Below are 19,932 nucleotides of genomic sequence, written 5' to 3'. Positions count from 1 at the left end.
GGTCTGGTCGAGGTGGTTCTCTCGATCAAATCGCCGGGTGCCAGGAACATTTTGCGATTCCTGGCGATTCCGTCCAATTGCAAAACGCTATTTTCGCTCGAACACGCCGACCAGTTCGACATGGCCGGAGTGGCGAAACTGGTCGACCGGCGTCACCTTGGTGAGCCGGTAGCCACCGGCAATCAAAAGCGCTGCGTCGCGGGCAAAGGTCGTCGGGTTGCAGGACACACCGACGATACGGCGCAACTTGGCAGCGGCAAGGCGTTTGGCCTGCGCTTCCGCACCGGCGCGCGGCGGATCGAACACCACGGCATCGAACGGCTTGAGCTCCTCGGCCAGCAGGGGTCGGTAGAAGAGATCACGTGCGGTCGCCCCGGTAGGCTTGAGGCCTTGGGCTCGCCTGGCCGCCCGGTCGAGCGCGCCGACCGCTGGCTTGTCCGAATCGAAGGCCTGCACATGCATGGCATCCGCCAACGCGAGCGCGAAGGTGCCACAGCCCGAGAAGAGGTCAGCGATACGCTTGGCACCGGAAAGGCCCTCACGCACCAGGCCCGTGAGAGCAAGGTCTGCCTCGGCCGTGGCCTGCAGGAAGGCTCCCGGCGGCGGTGAAACCTCCACCGTTCCGAAACGCACCACCGGAGCCCGGCGTTCGATCACCACGTCGCCGTGATTGGAAAGCCTGGCCAGGTCGAACTGCTGGGCAAGCTCGCCGAGCCTCAGCCGCATCTTGTCGTCGATGCGCCCGGCGCCGCGAATATCACAGTCGAGGCCGGTGACCGTGGCGGTCAGTACCAGATCGAGGGGCTTGCCAAGGCCGCGCATTTGCTTCTCCAGCGCACGCACCACCTCCAGGCCACGGTTCAGTTCCGGCACCAAAATCGGACAGGCGTCGAGTTCGACGATGGCATGCGAACGCGCCTCGGCGAAGCCGACCAAACCCTTGCGGGCATGCAGGGTCGCCCGGCGGCGGCCGCGACCATGGGCATCGACGAGCGGCTCGACCGGTGTTTCGATGCCGGCCTGCCTCAGCGCCTCGACCACCAGGCCGCGCTTCCAGGTCTGATAGGCCTGGAGCGACCAGTGCTGGATGGCGCAGCCGCCGCAATGGCTGAAATGGGGGCAGAAAGCCTCGATGCGATCCGGGCTCGGCTCCTGCAGGGCGATCAGCCGTCCCCGCTCACCGTTCACCTCGGCCAGAACCGTTTCACCCGGCAAGGCATAAGGCACGAAGACCGGGCCCGGCGCGATGCCATCACCGCGATGCCCCAGCCTTTCGATCTTGAGTTCCAGTGATGTCTCAACGTGCTGATTCACGATCTCAACTTCATCATGCGGCGCCTGAACGAGATGAATCAAAATCTCAGTTCAGGCACGCAAGTCCCCTGATTCAATCTACGAGCTCGGCTATACTAACCCTATGGGCAGACAGCAGAAACTCCTTGTTACCGTCGCCACCTTCGATGGGGGACGGCACGATCCCGCGCAGTTGCCAGCCGAGCGAGGAGACGAGGCCGGCGATACGCTCGCAGACCTCGGCATGCACGGCCTCGTCCTTGACCACGCCCCCCTTGCCAATCCGCTCGCGACCCGCCTCGAATTGCGGCTTGACGAGCACGGCAAGATCCGCGCCCGGGCCGGCGAGCGCCAGCGCCGCCGGCAGCACCAGCGCCAGCGAGATGAAGCTGACATCGGCGACGACGACATCGACGGGGTCGGGCACGAGACTTCGATCGAGCCTGCGCGCATCCACCCCTTCCAGCGAAATCAACCTGTCATTTCCCCGCAGGCTGGCATGAAGCTGATCATGGCCGACATCGACGGCATAGACCCGGACCACGCCCCGCCGCAGCAGCACGTCGCTGAAGCCGCCGGTGGAGGCGCCGATGTCGAGCGCGATGCGTCCCTCGACCGGCACCGAAAATATATCGAGCGCGTGTTCGAGCTTGAGCCCACCGCGCGACACGAAGGGGAAGGCCGCCTGCGCTCGGATGACGGCCTCTGGCGCCAAACCCTCTGAGGCCTTGCGCACAGGCTTGCCATCGGCGACCACAAGTCCCGCAGCGATCGCGGCCTGTGCCTTGGCACGGCTGTCGAAGTGACCGCGCTCAACCAGCAGCACGTCCGCGCGCTTGCGCATCAGGCACGCTTGGCCCCGGTTACGACATCGCGCCCGAGCACCGACAAAACCTTGGTCACGATACCGGCGGCATCGAGCCCGGCCTGCGCATACATCGCCTCTGGCTTGTCCTGATCGAGGAAGATGTCGGGCAGCACCAGCGAACGGAATTTCAGGCCGTTGTCGAAGGCGCCGGCTTCGGCCAGGCACTGGGCCACGAAGCTGCCGAAGCCCCCCACGGAACCTTCCTCGACCGTCAGCAGTACCTCGTGCTGGCGGGCGAGCCTGAGGACCAGTTCCTCGTCGAGCGGCTTGGCAAAGCGGGCGTCCGCGACGGTCGCCGACAGCCCGAGCGCGGCTAGGTCCTCGGCCGCCTTCAGGCACTCGGCCAGGCGCGTGCCGAAGGAGAGCAGGGCAATGTTGCTGCCTTCGCGCAGCACGCGTCCCTTACCGATCGGCAGGGGCGCGCCGATTTCGGGCATCTCGACGCCGACCCCCTCCCCGCGCGGATAGCGGAAGGCGATCGGGCCATCGTCATAGGCTGCCGCGGTTGCCACCATATGCACCAGTTCGGCTTCGTCGGCGGCGGCCATCACTACCATGTTGGGCAGGCAGCCCAGGAAGGCAACGTCGAAGGAGCCGGCATGGGTGGCTCCATCCGCCCCGACGAGACCGGCGCGGTCGATCGGGAAGCGCACCGGCAGGTTCTGGATCGCCACGTCGTGGACGACCTGGTCGTAGCCGCGCTGCAGGAAGGTGGAGTAGATCGCGCAGAATGGTTTGTAACCTTCACTGGCGAGACCTGCCGCGAAGGTTATCGCATGCTGCTCGGCAATGCCGACATCGTAAAGCCGTTGGGGAAAGGCCTGTTCGAACAGGTCCAGCCCCGTACCGGACGGCATGGCAGCGGTGATCGCTACCACCTTCTCGTCCTTGCGGGCCTCCTTGATGAGGCTCTCGGCAAAGATGCGGGTGTAGGATGGTGCATTGGCCTTGGCCTTCACCTGCGCTCCGGTGATGACATCGAACTTCACCACACCGTGATATTTGTCGGGCGCGTTCTCGGCCGGGCCGTAGCCCTTGCCCTTCTGGGTGACGACGTGGATGAGCACCGGTCCGTCGGCCTTGTCGCGCACATTCTTGAGCACCGGCAGGAGGTGGTCGAGATTATGTCCGTCGATCGGGCCGATATAGTAGAAGCCGAGCTCCTCGAACAGCGTGCCGCCGGTCCAGAAGCCGCGAGCATATTCCTCGGTGCGCTTGGCCTTGTCGTAGAAGAATTTCGGCAGCTTCTTGGCCAGCATCTTGCCGAAATCGCGCAAATTCTTGTAGGTCCCGCCGGAGACCAGCCGGGCCAGATAGGCCGACATCGCGCCCACGGGCGGGGCGATCGACATGTCGTTGTCGTTGAGGATGACGACGAGGCGCGAACCCAGCGCCCCGGCATTGTTCATCGCCTCATAGGCCATTCCGGCCGACATCGAGCCGTCACCGATCACGCAGATGACATTGTTGTCGCGGCCGTCGAGATCGCGCGCCGCCGCCATGCCGAGGCCCGCCGAGATCGAGGTCGAGGAATGCGCGGCCCCGAAGGGATCGTATTCGCTCTCGCTGCGCTTGGTGAAGCCGCTGAGCCCCCCCGTCTGGCGCAGGGTACGGATACGGTCACGCCGCCCGGTGAGGATCTTGTGCGGATAGGCCTGATGGCCGACATCCCAGATCAGGCGATCACGCGGCGTGTCGAACACGGCGTGGATGGCGACCGTCAGCTCGACCACCCCGAGGCCCGCGCCCAGATGACCGCCGGTCACCGAGACGGCATCGATGGTCTCCCGGCGCAGTTCGTCCACCACCTGCTGGAGCTTGTCCTCGGGCAGGCGGCGCAGATCAGCCGGCAGATTGATGGTGTCGAGCAGCGGGGTTGCGGAAGTGTTTGCCAAATTGTTCACCCGAGAAGACTAGAGCAAAGCACGCATAAGTGGAAACATCATTTTGCTCTAACTCTTTGTTCCGACGCGTCTTTGCGAGTACGGCCCATTTCGGCGGATCGCAGGACGCCCTGAAGGCTGTTGCGTATCAGGCTTCCGGCAAGGGTTCGAGCCCGGCGGGCTTGCCCTCGGCGTCGAGCCGGATCTTGTCGACCTTGGCCTCTGCGACCTTCAGAAGCTTGTCGCAATGGGCCTTGAGCTGCTCGCCACGCCCGAACAGCGTGATCGATTCCTCCAGCGGCACATTGCCTCCCTCAAGGCTGCGCACGATTTGCTCGAGTTCGGCGAGCGCCTTCTCGAAGCTGAGCGTTGCGATATCGGACGGCTTGTCGGCCATTATCAACCTGTCAGATCTGCTATTTTCCCCTCTATAGCCCCTAACCTCGCCGCATTGAAAGAAAAAGCCATGCAAACGGCATGACCCAACCGTGCATAAGGCGCGGGAAAGCGACAGGTTGCGGCTCAGGCGCGCTTCCGGCAAAAGCGGCGCATGGATTTGCAGACCTTCCTTGCGCTCTCCGCCGGTTCCCTGTCCGCCGTGGCCATCGCCCAGGTGTTCGTTACCCAGGCCCATCGTTTTCCAGGCATCGCTCTCTACCTGGCGGGGCATGCGATCGTGATCGCCATCGCCATCGCGGGATACCAATTTCTGCCCGACTATTACGGTTTCCTGGCCGCCCTGGTCCTGCTGATGATCATTGCGCCAGGGCCCTTGCTGAATCGAGCCAATCGCGAATTGTTGGCCGGCCGCAACGAACGCGCCGCCCTGCTCGCCCGCCTGGCCAGTGTCATTCAGCCCACCGGGCAAATCCGCTTCACGGCCAATCTGTTCAAGGCCCTTTCCGAATCGACGCGCAAGGACCGGATCGACGCCCTTGAAGCACTGCGCCAGACCACCAAGCCGGACCAGGAGGTAATCCTCGACCTGCAGTTGCTGCGGCAGCGCCAGAACTGGCAGGGCATCGTCGACTATCTCGCCCGTAACCCCATGCCGCCAGGCGCAGACGCGGTCGCCTTCCCGATTCGGGCTCTGGGGGAAACTGGTCAGCTGGAGGCCATGGTGGCGACAGCCGCGCGCCATCGCGGCCTGCTGGGCTCCGGACAATTGTCGACCCTGATGCTCCTAGCCTTCTGCGGGCGCGTTCAGGCCACGGATTCGATGCTGGCCTCGTTCCACGCCATGCCGGTCTCCGTGAAGGCCTTCTGGCAGGCGACCGCCCTGCAGGCGGCGGCGCGTGGCGAACTTGCCGAACCACTGCTGCGGGGCTTTGCTTCCGCATCGCTGACGCCGGCCCAGCATGAAGCGATCGTCGCTCGCCTGGACAAGCCGGCGAACGAGGCGGAGGGCCAGCTCTCGCCGCAGGCCACCGCCTTCCTCGATGATTTGGAGGCGCATATCCGGCGCAACGCGCCCCTGCGCCGCACCGGCTGGCGCGCCGCTCCGGTGACCTATCTGCTGATCCTGGCCAATTGCGCCTTCTTCGGCATCGAACTGTGGAATGGCGACACCACCGACGCCGAAAATCTGTTCCGGCTTGGGGGGTTATGGCCCGATGCTCTCGTCAGGGATCATGAATGGTGGCGCCTGTTCAGCGCCATGTTCCTGCATGCCGGCCCCGAACATCTGATCAGCAACATGATCGGGCTTTTCCTTCTTGGCCGCATGGTGGAGGCCACGGTCGGAAGCCTGCGCATGGGCCTGATCTATGTGATCGGCGGCCTGGCTTCCATGGCCGGGGTGCTCGCTTTGGCCGTAGCCGGCGTAACCCAGCCCGAGGTCCTGGTCGGGGCCTCCGGCGCCATCTTCGCCTTGATCGGAGCCATCGCCCTGCGGCGCTTGTCGGACTTCCTGGCAACGCGCCACATCGCCGACCGGCACAATCTCAGCCTGATCGTCATCGTATTGCTGATCCAGGCGTCGATCGATCTTTCGCTGCCGCAGATCAGTTTCGCCGCCCATGGCCTCGGATTCGTCGCCGGCATAGCACTGGCCTGGATGTTTGGCACGGCGCACTCCAAGCGGCGATGACGCGGAGCGCGAACATCGCGTCAGGCCGTCCAGAAACGCACGGTCTCGCCGCGCGAATGTTCGTCCAGCGAGCCTTCCCACATCACCCTGGCACCGCGCACGATGGTGCCAACAGGCCAACCGGTGACCTCGACGCCGTCATAGGGCGTCCAGCCGCATTTGGAGGCAATCCACCCGTTGCGGATGGTCTCCTTGCGCTTGAGGTCGACGATGGTGAGGTCAGCGTCATAACCGACGGCGATGCGACCCTTGCCGGCCATGCCGAAGATGCGGCAGGGGCCGTGGCTGGTGAGGTCGACGAAACGCTCCAATGACAGCCGGCCTTGGTTCACATGGTCGAGCATCACCGGCACCAAGGTCTGCACGCCGGTCATGCCCGAGGGAGAATCGGGATAGGGCTTGGCCTTTTCTTCCAGCGTATGCGGCGCGTGGTCGGAGCCGAGCACGTCGACGATGCCCTGGCGGATGCCGTGCCAGATGCCCTCGCGATGACCGGCATCACGAACCGGCGGGTTCATCTGCACCAGCGTACCCAGTTTCTCATAGGCCTCCGGGCCAGCCAGAGTGAGATGATGCGGCGTCGCCTCGCAGGTCACCAGCCGCTTATGCGCGCCGAGGAAGGGTATCTCGTCCGCCGTCGAGATGTGCAGGACATGGATGGGCGCGCCCGTCTCCTCGGCAATGGCGACGAGGCGGCGCGTGCAGTTGAGGGCCGCCTCGACGTCGCGCCAGACCGGGTGGGACGAGGCGTCCCCCTGGATGCGCAAATCGCGCCGCTCGCGCAGGCGATACTCGTCCTCCGAATGGAAGGCGGCACGGCGGCGCGTACGCTTGAGGATCTCGCGCACGCCCTCGTCGTCCTCGACCAAGAGCGAACCGGTGGAAGAGCCCATGAACACCTTGATGCCGGCTGCGCCCGGCAGGCGCTCCAGTTCCGCCACCTCCGGCGCGTTCTCGCGGGTGCCGCCAACCCAGAAGGCGAAATCGCAATGCATGCGATGCGTGCCGCGGCTGACCTTGTCGGCCAGGGCTTCGGGCGTAATGGTGAGCGGGTCGGTGTTCGGCATCTCGAACACTGCGGTGACGCCGCCCATCACCGCCGCCCGCGACCCCGATTCGAGGTCTTCCTTGTGCGTCGGTCCCGGCTCGCGAAAATGCACCTGGCTGTCGATCACACCCGGAAGGATGGTGAGCCCGGTGCAATCGATCACCTCGCCGGCACTGGCCTGCGACAGGTCTCCCAGCGCCGCGATGCGTCCATCCTTGACCCCCACATCGCCACCATGCCGCCCGTCCTGATTGACGATTTCGCCATTGCGGAAGATGCGGTCGAAGATCTGGGGCATGGCGCTCTCCTCGAGGACGAAACTGAAACCCTGCGCTTTTCCCCCAGAGAGCGCCAGCTTTCAACCAACAATCCGCCGCCTCTTCACGCCGCGCACAGGGATTGCCATATAGGGGAGGCTGAAACGGGACTGCCTTGCCATGATCCATCTGCTCGACCGCGCCATACTCCGCCTCAGCGGCGAGGATGCTCGATCCTGGTTCGCCAATCTCGTCACCTGCGACATTGCCCATCTCGAACCCGGCCAGGGAAGATGGGGTGCCTTGCTGACGCCGCAGGGCAAGATCCTGTTCGATTTCCTGGCGACGATCGGGGAAGACGGGCTCTATCTCGATACCGACGCCGACGTGGCGCCCGATTTAGCCAAGAGGCTCAATTTCTATCGGCTGCGCGCCAAGGTGACGGTCGAGACTCTGTCGCCGGCCTGGGGTGTCTACGTTGCCCTGCCCTCCGAAGAGGTCAATATCGAGGGCCTGGCTATCGAGGGCGCCCTCGCCTTCCCCGACCCCCGCCGTCCCGAGCTTGGTCTGCGCATTTACGCGCCTGTCGCCGCCGGCGCGGATGATACCGCTACTGCCGCCTATCACGCCCGCCGCATCGAGCTCGGCATTCCCGAAGGCGGCAAGGATTTTCGCTTCGGCGATGCCTTCCCGCACGAAGTGCTGATGGACATGCTCGCCGGCGTCGACTTCAAGAAAGGCTGCTTCGTCGGCCAGGAAGTCGTCAGCCGCATGCAGCATCGCGGCACCGCGCGGACCCGCATCGTGCCTGTGATAGCCAGCGCCACCCTGCCGCCAGCCGGCACGGAAATCCGCATCGGCGACCGGCCGGCCGGCACCCTCGGCTCCTCGGCAGGTACGCGGGGGTTGGCCCTGCTCCGGCTCGATCGTGTGGAAGACGGGCTGGCTGCCGGCGAGATCCTGGCGGCGGAGGGCGTGGCTCTGGCGGTCGACAAGCCCTCCTGGTGGATTGGACCGAGCGAGACGCACAAGGCGATGGCCTGAGCTTCCTTTCCCGGCCTTCAACCGGCGTTGCGCCCTCGCGCGAATTGCAGAGTCGTCTCGGCAACGAGCCGGCCGAGATGGTGGGTCGTACGGCGCTGTATTCAGGCGTCGCGGCGCAGTCTTCCCCAACACCCCGCTCTGCCTGTCTTGCTCCCGCGATGATTCCGGGCAATCCTAGAGCAAAGCACGTTCATGACTGAACGCGCTTTGCTCCAGCTTCTTGTCTCGATGCGTCTTTGCGATTCTTAGTGACTCCGTCAAATCGCAAACGCTTTGGGGAAGTAATTTCATACCCGCCCGAGCGCGGGACTCTTCATGAGTATGCCGGGCGTCATGGTTGCAATGGCATGCTGTCGCTCTAAAGCGCGAGGATGCCTCCGTGAACCAGCCCCACGCCTTCGATCCGACGGTCTTGAGCCATGTCCGCACGGTGATCAGCATCATCGTGGGCCTCAGCATGGGCCGGCTGCTCACCGGCCTTGCCCGCTTCGTCCAGCATCCGCGCCAGCACAAGATCTACAGCGTCCATCTGGCGTGGACCTTCTTCATGCTGCTTCACATCATCTCGTTCTGGTGGTGGGAATTCCATCTGGTCAACGTGCAGTGGACCTTCCCGCTTTATGGCTTCGTCGCCTTCTATGCGAGCGTGTTCTTCTTCATGTGCACGATGCTCTTTCCGGACACCATGTACGAGTACAAGGGCTTCGAGGACTATTTCATGTCCCGCCGGAAATGGTTTTTCGGCATCCTGATCGGCACCTTCTTCCTCGACATCATCGACACCCTCATCAAGGGCGGCGACTACGTCCAGTCGCTCGGCCCGGAATATTGGGTGCGCATCGCCTTCTTCGTCATCACCAGCGCGGCCGCCATTATTGTATCAAACCAGCGCTTTCAGCTCGCCTTCGCCATCGTCGCGCTGGTTGCCGAGATCGGCTGGGCCCTCGGCCTCTATGACACGCTGACCTGAGCCGGAGCACCGATCATCTCACCGGCGAGGATCTCGTAGGAGCGCTTGGTCTTCTCGTGGTCGAAGATCATGTTGGTGGCGATGATCTCGTCGGCGCCGGTACGGGCGACGAATTCCTCGATCCCCGCCTTGACGGTAGCGGGCGAGCCGACCACCGATATGTGACGCATATGCTGCAGCGTCGCACGGCCGACGGCATCGAGTGTCTCCTCGTAGTTTTCGACCGGCGGCTGGATCAGGCCCGGCCGCCCCGTGCGCAGGCTGACGAAGGCCTGCAGGCGTGAGCTCTGCAGGAACTGGGCCTCCTCGTCGGTGTCGGCGGCAACCACGTTCATGCCCAGCATGACATGGGGTTTGTCGAGATATTCGGAGGGCTCGAAGCGGCCGCGATAAATGGCGATCGCCCCTTCGAGATCAGCCGCCGCGAAATGCGAGGCGAATGCGAAGGGCAGGCCGAGCATGGCGGCAAGCTGCGCACCGAACAGGCTGGAACCGAGGATCCAGACCGGCACCTCCAGCCCCGCCCCCGGAACGGCCTGCACGCGCTGATCCGGGCTCACCGGCTTGAAATAATTCATCAGCTCGATGACGTCGCGCGGAAAGGCGTCGATCTCTGCGTTGAGATTGCGGCGCAGCGCCTGCGCTGTAATCTGGTCGGTGCCGGGCGCCCGCCCGACGCCGAGATCGATGCGCCCGGGATGCAGGGCCGCCAGCGTGCCGAAGGCCTCGGCGACCATCAAGGGCGCATGGTTGGGCAGCATGATGCCGCCGGCCCCGAGACGGATGGTGGAGGTGCCGGATGCGACATGGGCAAGCGCCACCGCGGTGGCAGCGCTGGCAATGCCCGGCATGTTGTGATGCTCGGCCAGCCACAGCCTGTTATAGCCGAGCCGCTCGACATGGCGGGCAAGGTCCAGCGAATTGTGGAGGGCCTGCCCGGCATTGCTGCCGACGGCGATGGGCGAGAGGTCGAGGACTGAAATCGGGATCATGAAAAGGGCACGACAAAATTCGATGACGATCGAACTAATATAGGTGGCTTTGCCGCCCTGGCAAGGAAGGGCGCAGTTAACCTTCTCCCCTCGATCACGAAATGTTCTTGCCTCTTCCCGAGTCGGCTTTCGCCATGGCAAGAAGGCGGCATGGAACGCACAGTCATTCTGCACGACGACGGCAAGTACCGTTGTCCCTGGCCGGGGCTGGACCCCTTCTACATCGCCTATCACGACGAGGAATGGGGCGTGCCCGAATATGACGGCCGCGCTCTCTATGAAAAGCTCATCCTCGACGGTTTCCAGGCCGGCCTGTCCTGGATCACCATCCTGCGCAAGCGCGAGCATTTCCGCGAGGTGTTCGACGGCTTCGAGCCGGCCAAGATCGCGCTTTACGGTCCGGAGAAGGTGGCGGCCCTGATGGCCGATCCCGGCATCGTGCGCAATCGTTCCAAGGTGGAAGGCACCATCATCGGCGCCCGGCTCTGGCTGGAGATCGAGGAAAAGCAGGGTTTCTCGCCCTATCTGTGGGACTTCCTCGACGGCCGTCCCCTGCAGAACACACCGCGCGCCCATGGCGACGTCCCGGCCGAGACGGCCCTGTCGCAAAAGATCTCCAAGGATCTGAAGGCGCGCGGCTTCAAATTCGTCGGACCCACCATCGTCTATGCCTTCATGCAGGCGGTCGGCATGGTCAACGACCATCTCGTCGACTGCTTCCGCCATGCCGAATGCGCCGAGCTCGGCAAGGCGGGGCATCCGGGCTGACCATGGCACGCGTAAAGAAAGCCACTCCTCACCGGGCCTGGCAGCGCATGTTATCGGGCCGACGGCTCGATTTGCTCGATCCTTCCCCGCTCGATATCGAAATCGAGGATATCGCCCACGGCCTGGCCCGGGTCGCGCGCTGGAACGGCCAGACCAGCGGTAATGCCATCTTCTCGGTGGCCCAGCACAGCGTGCTCGTCCTCGACGTGCTCGATGCGATGGAGCCCTCCCAGCCCGACATGGTGAGGCTGATGGTGCTGCTGCACGATGCACCCGAATATGTCATCGGCGACATGATCTCGCCCTTCAAGGCAGTGATCGGGGAGAGCTATAAGAGCGTGGAGGCCCGCCTGCTCGGAGCCATCCATCTGCGCTTCGGCCTGCCGGCCATCCCGCCTCCGGCGATCAAGGCACTAACCAAGAAAGCCGACATGGTGGCTGCCTTTCTCGAAGCGACCCAGCTTGCCGGCTTCGGCATCGAGGAATCTTGCCGCATCTTCGGCGATCCGCGCCCCCTGCCCCGGCCAATGGACCAGACCAGGCTGGAACCTCTGCCGGCGGAGCAGGCGCAGCGGGCCTTCCTCGACCGTTTTACCCAGATCTTCAGGTAAGCCACCATGCAAATCAATGTCTGCTCGCTCTCCCGGCTCGACGCCACGGTCACCGCCACCGGCGCCCGCCAGATCCTGACCTTGATCAATGCCGGCACCAAGGTGATCAGGCCTGTCACGGTGGAGGAGAAGCGCCATCTCTTTCTCAGCATGAACGACATCGTCGAGGTGGCGGAAGAAGGGCAGATCCTGCCCGGCGAGGACCACCTCTCGCAGCTTCTCGCCTTCGTCAGGGACTGGGACCAGGCGACGCCGCTGGTGGTGCATTGCTATGCCGGGGTCAGCCGCTCGACCGCCGCGGCCTTCACGGCGGCCTGCGCTCTCAACCCCACGCTCGACGAGCATGAGCTGGCGCAAACCATTCGCCGGCTGTCGCCGACCGCAACCCCCAACCGCCGCATCGTAGCCCTGGCGGACATGCGCCTTGGCCGCAACGGCCGCATGCTTGCCGCCATCGACGCCATCGGCCGCGGCGAGGACTGCTTCGAAGGCGTGCCCTTCGCCTTGCATTTGTAAGGCGTGTCGTCAGGAAAGTGCCGCTCGGCGACCCGCCAAAAAAAGCCCGGCGGGGAGCCGGGCCAGGAAAAGGTCAAACATCGCATCGCTGTCGAGGAACGGACAGCTCGATGGCCGCGACCATGGCAAAGATCGATGACGGGCCGATGACGCCGCCTATCTGTCTCCGAGCCGGAAGTATACAAGTTTAAACTTAATCTGGCATACCACGCTTTCGGACACTGACGGGAGCCGTGGAGGGGCAGAGCCGGTCGGTGTGGCGCAGCCCCGCAGGCTTGGGCAGCGACGGATATGGTATACCGGCAGCATGACAAAACTACTTGAACATGCGGTGAATCCCGCCCGCGCGCTCCCCCTGCGATGCAAGATGATGTGGCACGGCTGTGTGCAGAGCTTAACGGAATTGCGCGCGGCTGGCGGCGAAACGATTTTTAGCGAAACGGTCAGCTGCGCGCACGGGTCGTCCGCCGTTCCACCGCGTGCCGGCGCAACTCTTGGACGGCAAAGTTCGTCAAAGCCACTTCCAGCCTGAGACGCTGCAAGATGCCATCGGGACAAGGCTCGATGCCAGCCATTCACTGCGACTGCCGCGGTTCCTGCCCGGATCCGATTTTGGGCCCGAACAACAGGCGCTGATAGACGAGGCCGATGCCGATCAAGGCGACGCCGAGCCCCATGAAGGACAAGGCACGCCAGATCCCCTCCAGCTCCGACATGTCGAACAGAAAGGCCTTGGCGACCGCCAGCATGATCACGATGGCCGAGCCCAGGCGGATGGCGCGCACCTTCGCCCAAATGCCGAGGGCAAGCAGCACCAGGCCATAGAGCAGCCAGGCGATGGTATAGCCCCAGTTCTCGGCCGAGGAGATCGACGCGAAGTCGGGCACGCCCTCGGCAAAGATCTTGCGCACTTCGAGGGTGACATAGACGAAGCCGAGCACGAAGGCACAGATCCCGCACAGCAGGGCAAAGGGCGCATTCTCCATGCCCCGATTCTTGTGTTCCTCCTTACCGACGCCACGACCATACCAGTGCCAGAACAGCGCCGCCGCCCCCGCGAGCAGCGCCGGCAGGGCATAGCCGGGCAGCAAGGTGTTGAAGAGGGCGCCGCCGCCGATCGCCTCGCCGCTGATCACGGGATTGGCAGTGATCAACGGCCCCGTGACCGTCAGGCAAAGCGCGATGATGACGCTGATCGGCGCCGCGACCCGGTAGACCGGGCTGGTGGTCGCCCCGGAACGATAGACCAGCGCCATCGAGGCGGCAAAGGCGAGTGCCGTATAAAGCCCTGCCTCGGCGAGGGACATGCCGGGATAAGCGGCCTCCTCCGCTCCGCGCAGGCCGAGGCGGATGGCGAAGACCACCGCTGCGCTGCCAAGCAGGATGGCGCCGAGATCGAGGATGGCGGCCGGAATATCTGTCTTGCGCCGGCGCAGGAGGACGCCGCCATAATAGAAGGCCGCGGCGGGCACGGCATAGCGCAGCGCGATATCCTGCCAGTCCGGGAAGTGTTCCAGGCTGGCGCCAGCCAGGGTCCAGGCCCCGCCCATGCGCGCCAGCACCAGCAGGACGAAACCGGCCGCGCACCAGCGCAGGGCCGGCAGCGGCCGCAGGGTCGAGACCCAGGCCGCGCCGAGCGCAGACAGGCCAAAGGCCAGTGTGAGCGGGGAATCGGTGATCAGGAAGGTGAGCGTGAGTGCCACTGCCGAGGCGCTCGCGACGGCATGCAGGGAGGAACCGGCACCGGGCGTCTCATCCTCGCCCGCCTGCCTCTCCAATCGCAGGAAACGCTCGGTCGTCGCGGCGAAGAGCACGGCGAGCCCGGCTGCCACCGCGCCGAAAGGCAGGCTGGCGCGCAGGCTCTCGATACGCAGATAGGCGATAGCCAGTGCGAAGATCGGGGTTGCCGTCCCCGCCAGTGCCAGCGCCAGTGCCGGCAGTTGCGGCCTGGGGTGGCGCATCAGGCTGATCGTGGTAGCCAGCAGCAGCACGCCAGCCGGGATGATCGCGATCTGCAGATAGGCCTGCAGCGCGTCCGGCACCAGGAAGGGCAGATAGAGATGGCCCGGCACCACCACCAGTGGTTCGGCGGCGAGTTGCCCGTCAATCGGCCAGATCCACAGGCAGGCCAGCCCGGCCAGGCCGGCGATCACGGCGGCCGGGGCCAGTGCATCGAAGGCGAGCGCGGCCGCCAGCGCCAGTGCCATCACGATCAGCAAGGTGGCGAGCGAGGCATGCCCGAACACATCGGCGCCGGCGAAAGAGACGGCCAGCACCGCGAGACCCGCGACCGCGCCGAGGCCGATGGGATCGAAACGCTGATAGGTCTTGCCGTGATGGGGCTCGTAGATCAGCGCCGCGCCGACCAGCGCCGACAAAGCGAGGATGTAGAACACCATGGCACCGGTGTCCTCGCCCATGATGCTGCCCAGCACGAAGCCATAGCAGAAGGCGCCGATACCGGCGGCGATGGCGAGCCAGCGCCAGAGGCGAATACGCGCCAGCATGAAAGCGGCTGATGTCACCACTACGACATAGAGGGCGAGCGCCCAGGGATTGGGCTGGTTCGAGGACACCAGCAGGGGCGCGCCATAGGCGCCGACGAGGCCCAGGCCGGCGAGCCAGGGGCCATGCAGCGCCGCCGCATACATGGTGGCGATGCCGACCAGGCCAAGCAGCACGAAGGCTTGGGCCGGGCTGAGGAAATCATAGAGCGCATAAGCGGCATAGACGGTGGCGAAGAGGGCCACCGTGCCCGCGGCCGTGACCACGCCGGGAATATAGGCCGCCTGTCCTGCGGCCGGCGCCACCGGACGACGCCTCAAATATTCGCCGCCGCAGATCAGGGCCAGGGAGAAGACGAGGCCAGCCAGGATGCGCGCACCGGGGCCGAGAAGCTCCTCCTCGATGGCATACCGCACCATAAAAGCACCTCCGAGTGCCAGCGCCAGCCCGCCGACCCAGACGGCCCAGCGCGTGCCAAGCTTCTCCTCGAGGCTGACCTTGGGCTTGTCGGGCGCCGCGCGGCGCTGAGCCTGCCCGGAAGCAGCCATCACCGGTTCCGGCCGGACTGGCGCCTGTGCCTGCCCGACTATCGGCGACGTCTCGACAGGCGAGGCAGTGGAAACCGGTGCAACCGTTGCCCGTACGGGCTCGGCGGCCTTTCTTTCCCCGGCCAGAGCTGGCGCCGGCGAGGCCGTCGCGCCGGTGCTGGCGATGTCGACCGGCACCGGGCGCTGGCCTGCCAGCAGACGAACCCTTTCCTCCAGCTCCTGCACCCTGCGCCTGAGGCCGAGTGTCATCACGAAGCCGACAATCGCCAGCACCGGAAAGGCGAGCACCAGGAGGCCGATGAGGAGGAAGGCGCTATCTTCAGACATGCTCACCCATGACAGGTCATTGCAGCGCGGGCTCCGCGCGGTCCTCGAGCAAAGCGCGTTCAAGCGTGAACGCTGCTTCACTCCAGCTCATTGTTTCCAAGCCAATCCAACGGATTGGTTAGAGCGTCTTTGCGATTCTGGCCGATCCGGACAAATCGCAAAATGCTCTGGGCGACAAGTGCAGGCGGTTTGCCCGGCAATTGAAGCTGCGTTGATCATGGACAAGATCTTTGCCGTCATCGCGAGTGACGCGTGCCAATCCTGTAGCAAGAATTGCCGCCTCAGCGACATTTGGATTGCTTCGCTACACTCGCATCGACGATGCGAAAATCACGCCATCCATAAACGCAACTATGGTGCCAGCCATACGCGTGAATCCGGATCTTGTGTATCCCGCCGGTTACAGGAACTGTGGACGCCTATCGTGGAAGCTTGCCGATCAGGCCCACCATTTGACGCGGTAGAAGATATGTTTGCCGATCTTGTCCTTCTCGCGCATGTCGCGCACCCAGCGCGGACGAACATAATTGGCATGATAATGCGTGGCGTTCCCGACTTCTGGGATCCAGTCCTTGGCGTTCATCACCCGCTCGGCGAGGACCAGGGCCTGCTCCCAGGGCTCCTTCTCGGTAACCTTGTCGGCGACGAGATCGCAGGCGAAGGAGAACTGGCAGCCGCCATAGCGCTTGTTGCTGGCCCCCTGGTAGACTACGTCGCAGACATTCTTGGGATAGAAGGGCGAGCGCAGGCGGTTGATGATGACTTGGGCGACGGCCACCTGTCCCTCGCGGCTTTCGCCGCGGGCCTCGAAATAGATCGCCGTCGCCAGGCAAATCTGTGCCTTGGTGAAGGCTGCCGGCGGCAGGTCGAGCGGGCGGGCCTTGCCGTCGTCCAGCCCGGGCAGGCCGGCAATACGCGATTTCTTCTGCGCATCGGTCAAACCCTCGTCACTGCCGATTTCAGGCATGGTCTGGGCATCGTCCGGCGTCATCACCGGCTGCACGTTCGCCAAAGCCATGACAGGTTGGGTCAAGACTGGCTGGGCCACCACCGGCTGGAGGGCGCTCGGGTCGGCCATGGCGAGTTCGACCGGCCGCGCCTCGTCCGCTCGGGTCGTACTGCTGGTCAGGCTCGCGAGGTCGGGGCGGCTCGCCGCCGGCGACATGCCACCAGCCGGGGCAAGCGAATGATCGAGAGGGACCGCGCCATCATGTCCGCCGAGATCGACATCGGCGACCGAAAGCCGCTCGGCAAGCTTGGTGACCACGATGGCACTGAGCCGGGACGGCTGGAATTGCTGCAGCCCCTCGGCGGTCTCTGGCGGCTGGAGCCTGCGCGACTGCCGCGCCATCGGCTTGGCGCCGACTTTGGGCATCAGCACATGTGGATCGCCCAACGCCATATAGGCAACATTCTCTCCGACACCCCGGTCTGGCCGCCGGTCACCCTTGGCTGCCCGGATCACCTCGGGCCAGATCGTCATGCCTTTCTTGGTGGCGTCCCGGATCGGTGCACTGGGCGGGCCGACATCATCGGGAAGCGGCATGAAATCGTTTCGGTTCGGCGTCAGCGTCAGGCTGGCAGGCATGGCCCGCAGCGTGAAGCCGTCACCGAAGGCGGTCTGCGGCGCCAAACCGATATCGGCTAGGCTGAGCTGCGGCATTGCGAACAGACCAGCCCGCATCACCACGGCGCGCCGCACGCCCGGCGCGCCCTGCAGGGCGCCATGCATGGTAGCGGCAACGGCGGGGCTCGCCTGCACGGCGGTCGAGCGGCGGTACATCATCGTGCTGGTGGCGCCAGCGCAGAGCAGAAGGGCGATGATGACGGGCCGGCGCAGCAGCATGGACGAGGCTCACAGGTTCAACCAACACGGCGTTGCCGATGAGCTCATTGATGATGCATTAACCTTGATGGGGAGTTAACAGGGGCGCCCAGCCTGTTCCAACTCTGGAAGCTTTGCTCTATCCTTTCGCCATGATGTCCGCGTCCATGCCCCCCGAACAGATCGTCGCGCTGCTGCAATGGTATGCCGATATGGGCGTAGACGTGGCTGTTGGCGACGAACCGGTCGACCGCTTTACCGAAAGCGCGCAGGCTGTTTTCTCCCCCTCCCCCGTCCGTTCCGCACCGGAGCCCGAGCCGGCGCGCAGAGCTCCTGCCGCCACGGCGCAGCCCCGCATGGCGTCCCCGGCGCCGACCATGCTCACCACCTCCCCGGACGCGGTGGAACTGGCTGCGCGCGAGCAGGCGCGCAGCGCCCGCACGCTGGACGAATTGCGCGATCTTCTCGAGCGCTTCGACGGCTGCGCCCTCAAGGCCACGGCGAGCCGACTCGTCTTTGCCGACGGGGCTGCCGACGCCAAGGTGATGTTCGTGGGCGAAGCGCCCGGGCGCGACGAGGACATCCAGGGCAAACCTTTCGTCGGCCGCTCGGGCCAGTTGCTCGACCGCATGCTCACCGCCATCGGCCTTGACCGCACCAAGGCCTATATCGCCAATGTCGTGCCCTGGCGCCCGCCCGGCAATCGCGACCCGACCCCGCAGGAGACCACGATCTGCCGTCCCTTCATCGAACGCCAGATCGAACTGGTCGCGCCCAAGGTCCTGGTCTGCCTCGGCGCACGCAGTGCCCAGGCGCTGCTTGGCGCCACCGACGGTATCCTGAAACTGCGCGGGCGCTGGCTCGACCATGAGCTTTCAGGCCAGCGTATCCGGGCGATCGCTACGCTGCATCCGGCCTATCTCTTACGCCAGCCGGTGCAGAAGAGGCTGGCCTGGCGCGATTTCCGCGCGATCCGCACGGCACTCGAGCAGGACGCTTCCTGAGACAAACGCGTGCCCAGCCCTTTGCCGTCGTGGGAGAAACTTTGTGATCCCCGCTCCTTGCGCCGAACCGAACGGCGCATTTCGGGAAAACTGTATTTCCTTACGTAAGCACCGCCTAGAGCCCCTGTAACGGGCTTTGCGAAGACATATTTATTGGGTATGGCTTGCAGGAGCACAAATCACCATGCCGGCCCGACATCGGTGAACGGCCGGCATCCGGGGAGCAGGAGACAGGGCGATGAAACTCGACGATATGCGCGCATCCGACAATGTCGACGATCGTCGCGGCGAAGGCGGTGGTTTCGGCGGCGGTGGCGGCGGCGGAGGCTTTCCGGGCGGACGGGGCGGCATCGGCCTGGGCGGCCTGGTGATCGTCGCGGCTCTCTATTTCCTCGTCGGCCCCGAAGCGGCCTTCAACGCCCTGCAGGGCTTGAGCGGCGGTGGTGAGCCGCAGGTCCAGCAACAGCAGCAACCACACCCCTCCAGCCAGACGGGCGGCGCCGATGACGCTTCGGGCACGTTCGTGCGCAAGATCCTCGGCTCCACCGAGGACACCTGGACGAAATTGTTCCAGGAACAGGTCAAGGGCAAGGCCTACCAGCCGACCGAGCTTGTGCTGTTCAACGGCGTGACTCGCTCGGCCTGCGGCACGGCCCAGTCGGCCATGGGTCCGTTCTATTGCCCGAACGACAAGAAGGTCTATCTCGACACCGCCTTCTTCGATGAGATGCGCAACCGCTTCAATGCCTGTCCGGCCGGCCAGGGCGCCTGCGCCTTCGCCCAGGCCTATGTGATCGCGCATGAAGTCGGCCATCATGTGCAGGACGAACTCGGCCTGCTGCGAGAGGGCGGCGCGGGCGCCGGCGGCTCCTCGGTGCGCCAGGAACTGCAGGCCGATTGCCTGGCAGGCGTCTGGGCTAATCGCACGCAGCAGGATTTCAAGTTCATCGAGCAGGGCGACATCGAGGGCGCATTGCAGACGGCCCAGGCCATCGGCGACGACATGCTGCAGAAGAAGATGCAGGGCTATGTCGTGCCCGACAGCTTCACCCACGGCACGGCGGCGCAGCGCCAGCGCTGGTTCGTCACCGGCCTGAAGAGCGGCCAGATCCGTTCCTGCGACACCTCCGGCGCCATCTGAGGGGGAATACTTCGCTCCCTTGTCGTTGAGGTCGCGCTGCCCCTCACCTTACCTTTCCCCGTAAGGACGGGGCGAGGAGGCGCAAGCGTTGCGATTGATCCTCGGAGCTTTCATCTCGCCCCACCGTTGGGCAAGATGAGAGGTTTTCGGCATAAACTCGACGTCAAAGTCCCCTCCCCCCGTTCTTACGGGGAGAGGTAAGGTGAGGGGCAGCCCCCCTTGCGTAAACTCATTCGATTTCAG

At 64.8% G+C, this 19,932-nt stretch carries 16 protein-coding genes; 8 read left to right on the top strand and 8 right to left on the bottom strand.

The features are described from left to right. Nucleotides 1–87: 87 nt before the first annotated feature. The 4 genes from ACN6KF_RS03345 to ACN6KF_RS03330 form a co-directional block, all read right to left on the bottom strand. The gene (locus tag ACN6KF_RS03345) at nt 88–1,314 is read right to left on the bottom strand and encodes a class I SAM-dependent RNA methyltransferase (RefSeq protein ID WP_434955469.1); all 1,227 of its coding nucleotides are present in this window, start codon (nt 1,312–1,314) and stop codon (nt 88–90) included. 73 nt (nt 1,315–1,387) lie between these two features. Further along, nucleotides 1,388–2,137, bottom strand: coding sequence for a TlyA family RNA methyltransferase (locus ACN6KF_RS03340; RefSeq protein WP_434955468.1), 750 nt, complete (start codon nt 2,135–2,137; stop codon nt 1,388–1,390). Beyond that, nucleotides 2,137–4,056, bottom strand: a complete 1,920-nt coding sequence (dxs, locus tag ACN6KF_RS03335) for a 1-deoxy-D-xylulose-5-phosphate synthase (protein ID WP_434955467.1) — start codon at nt 4,054–4,056, stop codon at nt 2,137–2,139. Before dxs ends, ACN6KF_RS03340 begins: the two co-directional genes overlap by 1 nt. A gap of 136 nt (nt 4,057–4,192) precedes the next feature. Next, entirely contained in the window at nt 4,193–4,441 is a 249-nt protein-coding gene (locus ACN6KF_RS03330; RefSeq protein WP_068284665.1) for an exodeoxyribonuclease VII small subunit, read from the bottom strand. Nucleotides 4,442–4,594: 153 nt separating this feature from the next. Between ACN6KF_RS03330 and ACN6KF_RS03325 the strand changes: the two genes are divergently transcribed. Further along, the gene (locus ACN6KF_RS03325; RefSeq protein WP_434955466.1) at nt 4,595–6,133 is read left to right on the top strand and encodes a rhomboid family intramembrane serine protease; all 1,539 of its coding nucleotides are present in this window, start codon (nt 4,595–4,597) and stop codon (nt 6,131–6,133) included. Between the two features lie 20 nt (nt 6,134–6,153). Here the strand turns inward: ACN6KF_RS03325 and ACN6KF_RS03320 are convergent, their stop codons facing one another. Next, on the bottom strand, nt 6,154–7,479 hold the full coding sequence (locus tag ACN6KF_RS03320; protein WP_434955465.1) for a dihydroorotase: 1,326 nt from the start codon (nt 7,477–7,479) through the stop codon (nt 6,154–6,156). 139 nt (nt 7,480–7,618) lie between these two features. Here ACN6KF_RS03320 and ygfZ point away from each other — a divergent pair, with 139 nt between their 5' ends. Together ygfZ and ACN6KF_RS03310 are read left to right on the top strand one after the other, a co-directional pair. Then, a complete protein-coding gene (gene ygfZ / locus ACN6KF_RS03315) occupies nt 7,619–8,482 on the top strand; it encodes a CAF17-like 4Fe-4S cluster assembly/insertion protein YgfZ (protein ID WP_434955464.1) in 864 nt (287 codons plus the stop codon). A gap of 379 nt (nt 8,483–8,861) precedes the next feature. After that, nucleotides 8,862–9,452 carry a hypothetical protein gene (locus ACN6KF_RS03310; RefSeq protein WP_434955463.1) on the top strand — a complete coding sequence of 197 codons (591 nt, stop codon included), beginning with the start codon at nt 8,862–8,864 and terminating at the stop codon, nt 9,450–9,452. Here ACN6KF_RS03310 and ACN6KF_RS03305 read toward each other — a convergent pair. Further along, the gene (locus ACN6KF_RS03305; protein ID WP_434955462.1) at nt 9,434–10,444 is read right to left on the bottom strand and encodes an LLM class flavin-dependent oxidoreductase; all 1,011 of its coding nucleotides are present in this window, start codon (nt 10,442–10,444) and stop codon (nt 9,434–9,436) included. The two genes, ACN6KF_RS03310 and ACN6KF_RS03305, sit on opposite strands and share 19 nt — an antisense overlap. A gap of 150 nt (nt 10,445–10,594) precedes the next feature. Here ACN6KF_RS03305 and ACN6KF_RS03300 point away from each other — a divergent pair, with 150 nt between their 5' ends. Genes ACN6KF_RS03300 through ACN6KF_RS03290 form a run of 3 tightly spaced genes read left to right on the top strand, consistent with a single transcriptional unit; the run spans nt 10,595 to nt 12,339 of the window. Next, nucleotides 10,595–11,212, top strand: coding sequence for a DNA-3-methyladenine glycosylase I (locus ACN6KF_RS03300; RefSeq protein WP_434955461.1), 618 nt, complete (start codon nt 10,595–10,597; stop codon nt 11,210–11,212). A 2-nt stretch (nt 11,213–11,214) separates the two neighbouring features. Beyond that, the gene (locus ACN6KF_RS03295; RefSeq protein WP_434955460.1) at nt 11,215–11,823 is read left to right on the top strand and encodes an HD domain-containing protein; all 609 of its coding nucleotides are present in this window, start codon (nt 11,215–11,217) and stop codon (nt 11,821–11,823) included. A gap of 6 nt (nt 11,824–11,829) precedes the next feature. Then, nucleotides 11,830–12,339, top strand: coding sequence for a tyrosine phosphatase family protein (locus tag ACN6KF_RS03290; RefSeq protein WP_434955459.1), 510 nt, complete (start codon nt 11,830–11,832; stop codon nt 12,337–12,339). 575 nt (nt 12,340–12,914) lie between these two features. On the opposite strand, the gene ACN6KF_RS03285 is transcribed toward ACN6KF_RS03290, so the two are convergent. Both ACN6KF_RS03285 and ACN6KF_RS03280 read right to left on the bottom strand, forming a co-directional pair. Continuing rightward, nucleotides 12,915–15,719, bottom strand: a complete 2,805-nt coding sequence (locus ACN6KF_RS03285) for a DUF2339 domain-containing protein (protein ID WP_434955458.1) — start codon at nt 15,717–15,719, stop codon at nt 12,915–12,917. 439 nt (nt 15,720–16,158) lie between these two features. Beyond that, entirely contained in the window at nt 16,159–17,565 is a 1,407-nt protein-coding gene (locus tag ACN6KF_RS03280; RefSeq protein ID WP_434955457.1) for a cell wall hydrolase, read from the bottom strand. 146 nt (nt 17,566–17,711) lie between these two features. On the opposite strand from ACN6KF_RS03280, the gene ACN6KF_RS03275 reads away from it, so the two are divergent. Together ACN6KF_RS03275 and ypfJ are read left to right on the top strand one after the other, a co-directional pair. Continuing rightward, entirely contained in the window at nt 17,712–18,548 is an 837-nt protein-coding gene (locus ACN6KF_RS03275) for a uracil-DNA glycosylase (RefSeq protein ID WP_434955456.1), read from the top strand. Between the two features lie 238 nt (nt 18,549–18,786). Then, entirely contained in the window at nt 18,787–19,689 is a 903-nt protein-coding gene (gene ypfJ, locus ACN6KF_RS03270; RefSeq protein ID WP_434955455.1) for a KPN_02809 family neutral zinc metallopeptidase, read from the top strand. Nucleotides 19,690–19,932 lie beyond the last annotated feature (243 nt).

It is taken from the genome of Labrys methylaminiphilus subsp. lupini, assembly GCF_051161885.1.
Lineage (GTDB): Bacteria > Pseudomonadota > Alphaproteobacteria > Rhizobiales > Labraceae > Labrys.
This window is presented reverse-complemented; position numbering and strand designations above follow the sequence as displayed.

Excerpts from the sequence above, each read along its gene's own strand:
- ACN6KF_RS03330 (WP_068284665.1), bottom strand. The coding sequence starts at position 4,441 with ATGGCCGACAAGCCGTCCGATATCGCAACGCTCAGCTTCGAGAAGGCG.
- ACN6KF_RS03285 (WP_434955458.1), bottom strand. The coding sequence starts at position 15,719 with ATGTCTGAAGATAGCGCCTTCCTCCTCATCGGCCTCCTGGTGCTCGCC.
- ACN6KF_RS03280 (WP_434955457.1), bottom strand. The coding sequence starts at position 17,565 with ATGCTGCTGCGCCGGCCCGTCATCATCGCCCTTCTGCTCTGCGCTGGC.
- ACN6KF_RS03275 (WP_434955456.1), top strand. The coding sequence starts at position 17,712 with ATGCCCCCCGAACAGATCGTCGCGCTGCTGCAATGGTATGCCGATATG.
- ACN6KF_RS03305 (WP_434955462.1), bottom strand. The coding sequence starts at position 10,444 with ATGATCCCGATTTCAGTCCTCGACCTCTCGCCCATCGCCGTCGGCAGC.
- ACN6KF_RS03340 (WP_434955468.1), bottom strand. The coding sequence starts at position 2,137 with ATGCGCAAGCGCGCGGACGTGCTGCTGGTTGAGCGCGGTCACTTCGAC.
- ACN6KF_RS03320 (WP_434955465.1), bottom strand. The coding sequence starts at position 7,479 with ATGCCCCAGATCTTCGACCGCATCTTCCGCAATGGCGAAATCGTCAAT.
- ACN6KF_RS03300 (WP_434955461.1), top strand. The coding sequence starts at position 10,595 with ATGGAACGCACAGTCATTCTGCACGACGACGGCAAGTACCGTTGTCCC.
- ygfZ (WP_434955464.1), top strand. The coding sequence starts at position 7,619 with ATGATCCATCTGCTCGACCGCGCCATACTCCGCCTCAGCGGCGAGGAT.
- ACN6KF_RS03290 (WP_434955459.1), top strand. The coding sequence starts at position 11,830 with ATGCAAATCAATGTCTGCTCGCTCTCCCGGCTCGACGCCACGGTCACC.
- ACN6KF_RS03325 (WP_434955466.1), top strand. The coding sequence starts at position 4,595 with ATGGATTTGCAGACCTTCCTTGCGCTCTCCGCCGGTTCCCTGTCCGCC.
- ypfJ (WP_434955455.1), top strand. The coding sequence starts at position 18,787 with ATGAAACTCGACGATATGCGCGCATCCGACAATGTCGACGATCGTCGC.
- ACN6KF_RS03295 (WP_434955460.1), top strand. The coding sequence starts at position 11,215 with ATGGCACGCGTAAAGAAAGCCACTCCTCACCGGGCCTGGCAGCGCATG.